The organism is uncultured Anaerobiospirillum sp. (genome assembly GCF_902485895.1).
Taxonomy (GTDB): domain Bacteria; phylum Pseudomonadota; class Gammaproteobacteria; order Enterobacterales; family Succinivibrionaceae; genus Anaerobiospirillum; species Anaerobiospirillum succiniciproducens.
The window spans coordinates 1-4,105 of the sequence record NZ_CABTML010000126.1 but is presented as its reverse complement, the minus strand read 5'-3'; the positions used below and the strand labels follow the sequence as shown (position 1 = coordinate 4,105).

3 protein-coding genes are annotated in these 4,105 nt (G+C 40.2%); all 3 read left to right on the top strand.

From position 1 onward, the window contains the following. Window positions 1-872: hypothetical protein (locus RDO37_RS10540; protein WP_308499054.1), on the top strand; the 872-nt coding region annotated here is incomplete at its 5' end. Between the two features lie 502 nt (window positions 873-1,374). Further along, complete coding sequence (locus RDO37_RS10535; protein WP_308499053.1) at window positions 1,375-2,829, top strand: hypothetical protein; 1,455 nt, start codon at window positions 1,375-1,377, stop codon at window positions 2,827-2,829. A gap of 95 nt (window positions 2,830-2,924) precedes the next feature. Further along, window positions 2,925-4,105, top strand: a 1,181-nt coding sequence (locus tag RDO37_RS10530; RefSeq protein ID WP_308499052.1) for a hypothetical protein, incomplete at its 3' end; no start/stop codon positions are given.

Here is a 4,105-nt window from a genome sequence, read left to right as displayed (position 1 = left end):
TGTTATGGCATGACAAAAATGCTATACAAACTGTCGATTACGCCATTGCTTTAGCGATACGCTATGGTGGTGTAGAGAAGCTGCGTTTGCTGTTAGATGCTGAAGCTAAATTGCAACGTAAACCTAAGACTTTATCTAAAGAGCTTTATATCAACTACTATAACTATTGGGTTACAGTAGAGCATCTGTTTTACGTCAGTCAATATCACTCTGCGTTTGTGATTGCCTCAAATGTTGAGGTAAGAAACATGACTCCACTTGATGAGGATGAGCGCTTAAAGTGCCTTGAGCTCTTGTGTGACAGAGAGGCATTGATAATCGAAGATAACAATGTTTGTAATATGATCTGCACTCTAGCTTTGATGTGCAGTGAATTTAAGATTGCCAGCTATTTACACTCTCACGGCGTAAACCTGCCAAGATTCATGCAAGAAGAAAAAGAGTATCTTAAAGACGTTTATTTTAACGACTTGCTATATAGTGCCCTCTTAAATCATTTGCAAGGTGTGGTTCAACTCATTGAATGGGTAGCAAGTGACGGAAAGACTTTCTCAATTCCAACTTGCTATATTCCTGTAATCATGCGGGAGGGGCCTAATGAGTTTGCAAAGATCTTCAATCTTTTAGATGTAAAATCAAAAGATCTAGTAGATTTATTTGAACAAGCAGTCTTGAGCTCATCTCATAGCGCAGTTAATACAATCATCACATCTAAGCATATTAAACCTAGAAAAAACTTGAGTAAGCTTATAGATGTGGCTACAAAGTACAATGCACATGAAGCCACAGCAATGCTCCTTGAAAGGCAACAAGAGTTTAAAAACAAGGACAAAACCAAAAAGACTAGCAGAAGGTCATCTTTAAGCTTGTAGCGGCACAAAAGTAGTTGTTTGCTATCACTATGATTTAGCTTAGGTGCAGCCAGCTTTCTATTTAGCTATGGGCACTTAGCAGTGAGGACATTATATGGACTTTGAGATCTCAGATGATGGTACGCTAATTCGTTATTCAGGATCTGGCGGCGATGTGGTGATCCCTGAGGGCGTTAAGTTTATTGAGCGTTATTCAATCTTTGACAATGATAATGAAATTACATCCTTAACGCTGCCAAAGAGCTTCATTGGCCGTAAGTTTAAGAACTGCTATAAAAATGGCTTTATCTATAACGCCCAAGACAATAGCGTGTCCAACTGCTTTGTTAATAAAAGAATTAAAGAGCAGGAGGCTACTCACGAAAACCTCTACTCTTATTTGTACTTGCCATGGCTTAGACATTTAGAACGATACATTGTTCATCCTCAAAATCCAGTCTATGAGAGCGTGGATGGCGTACTCTTTAGCAAATGCCGAAGGTTCGTCATAGACGTTCCATTCATGTACTACCCTCGAGCACTGACCTTGTTTGGTGGTTTTGAGAAAGTCCTAGAAGCAGATAACGCAGTGAAAGAAGTAGAATCTGTTAGGTATATGGGAAGCTCACTAAGCACTGAGCAATTAGACGAGATAGCTAGGTTGTGCGGCATCGAAATGCATTTGTTTGCGCCAAAAATAACGCACTGCGAGCTATGTAAGTTAAACGGTCGATGGGATAAAAGGAAAAAACGCATTACTGCGCTCATGCCTGAGTTGAGGGTGACTGAAGAGCTTGTTGATAATCTTGGTTTTGGGCTTGTAATAGGTTATTGCCACAATCGGCACATCTATAATGAGGAGCTTGCTAAGCAGTATATTGAGATGCTGCTTAAAAATGAGGTGGAGCTCTACGATTGGGGTGTACAAAACGCATCTGCAGCGGTAAAAAATTTTTACAAAAAAGAATGGGACAAAAAGAGGCTTCCTAAGATTGATATCTCAAATAGCTCAGGCTTAAGACAATATCTTTTTGAGGTTATCTTAAGAGGCAGTGTACAAGACCTTCAAGAGCTGTTTTATAAGGATAGCAAGGTTCTTCATGACAGATTTAAAACTACTAAAGAATCCATCAGAGTTTTGGATTATGCCATAGCTTTAACCATACGCTATGGCGGTGTAGACAAGCTTCGTGTGCTCTTAGAAGCTGCAGATAAGGAGTACTGCAGTTGTAAGTCTTTGCCGCTTCATCTTTATGACTATGGCTATGATCTATGGGTAACAGGAGAGCGCATTTTTAATCATGACCCAAATTATTCAGCGCTTGAGATTGCCTCATCTCATGAAGTTAGACAGATGGCTCCACTTAATGAGTATGAGCGTTTAAAGTGCCTGATGCTTTTGTCAAAAAGAGGGATATTGAACATCAAATGCGATATAGCAAGTAACTTGCTCTGCGCTCTAGCTTTGCTCTGTGGTGACTTTAAGATCGCTAAGTATATGCTTTCGCATGGAGCTAATTTACAAACATTGATAAGCGAAAACAAAGAGTATCTTGTAAAAATAGAATTCTATCATTGGATACATCACGCCACCTTGCATTGTTTGCCAGGTGTTGTAAGACTCATTGAGCTATCTTCTACAGAGGAAATGCGCTTCTCAATGCAATTGAAAGATATCAAATTGCTCATGCATAAGGGGCCTGATGAGTTTGCGAAGATCTTTAATCTCGTAGATGTGCAGGCAAAATATGTTGTTGAGTTATTTAAAGAAGCACTCTCGCGCTCATATCCTAAGGTTGTTCATGCAATCGCCACATCTAATCAGATTAGATCAAAACAAACCGTGCGTAAGCTTCTAGATTTGGCCACACAGTACAATGCACATGAAGCCACCGCTATTCTCCTTGAGAGGCAACAAGAGCTTCAAAGTAAGGACAAAACAACCAAGACTAGCATAAGGTCATCATTAAGGTTGTAGCGGCACAAAAGTAGTTGTTTGCTATCACTATGATTTAGCTTAGATGGGGCTCAGCAATATATTTTGCTGTAGACACTTAGCCGCAAGGACATTCTATGGAATTTGAGATCTCAGATGATGGTACGCTAATCCGATATTCAGGCGCTGGCGGCGATGTGGTGATCCCTGAGGGCGTTAAGTTCATTGAGCGTTATTCAATCTTTGACAATGAGAATGAAATTACATCCTTAACGCTGCCTAAGAGCTTTATTGGCCGTAAGTTTGAGATCTGCTATAAAAATGGCTTTATCTATAACGCCAAAGACAATAGCGTAAGTAACTGCTTTGTTAATACTAAGCTTAAAGAGAAAGAGGCTACTGAAGATAACCTTTACTCTTATTTGTACTTGCCAAGCTTTGACAGCCTAGAAAGATACATTGTTCATCCGCAAAATGTAGTCTATGAGAGCGTGGATGGCGTGCTTTATAGCAAATGCCGTCGGTTCATCATAGACGTTCCATACCAGTACCCTCGAGCACTTACCTTGCTTGGTGGTTTTGAGAAAGTCCTAAAAGCATATGATAGCGCAGTGAAAGTAGTACAAGCTGTTAGGTATATGGGAAGCTCACTAAGCACTGAGCAATTAGATGAGATAGCTAGGTTGTGCGCCAGCGAAATGCTGCTATTTGCGCCAAACTTAAAGCACTGCGATCTATGTAAGTTAAACGGTCGATGGGATAAAAGGAAAAAACGTATTAGTGCGATAATGCCTGAGTTGGGTGTGTCTAAAGAGCTTGTTGATAATCTTGGTTTTAGTCTTGTATTAGGCTACTGCCATAATCGTCAAATCTATAATGAGGAGCTTGCTAAGCAGTATATTGAGATGCTGCTTAAAAATGAGGTGGAGCTCTACGATTGGGGACTACAAAACGGATCTGCTGCGGTACAAAAGTTTTACACAGAAGAATGGGCCCAAAATAGGCTGCCTAAGATTGATATCTCAAATAGCTCAGGCTTAAGACAATATCTTTTTGAGGTTATCTTAAGAGGCAGTGTACAAGATCTTCAGCAGCTGCTTGATAAGGATACCAGGGTTCTTCGTGATAGTTTTCAAACTACTAAAGAATCCATCGAAGTTTTAGATTATGCAATAGCATTAACCATACGCTATGGCGGTGTAGACAAGCTTCGTGTGCTCTTAGAAGCTGCAGATAAGGAGTACTGCATATTTAAGTCACTGCCGCTGCATCTTTATGACTATGGCTATGAGCTATGGGTAACAGGAGAGCGCATTTT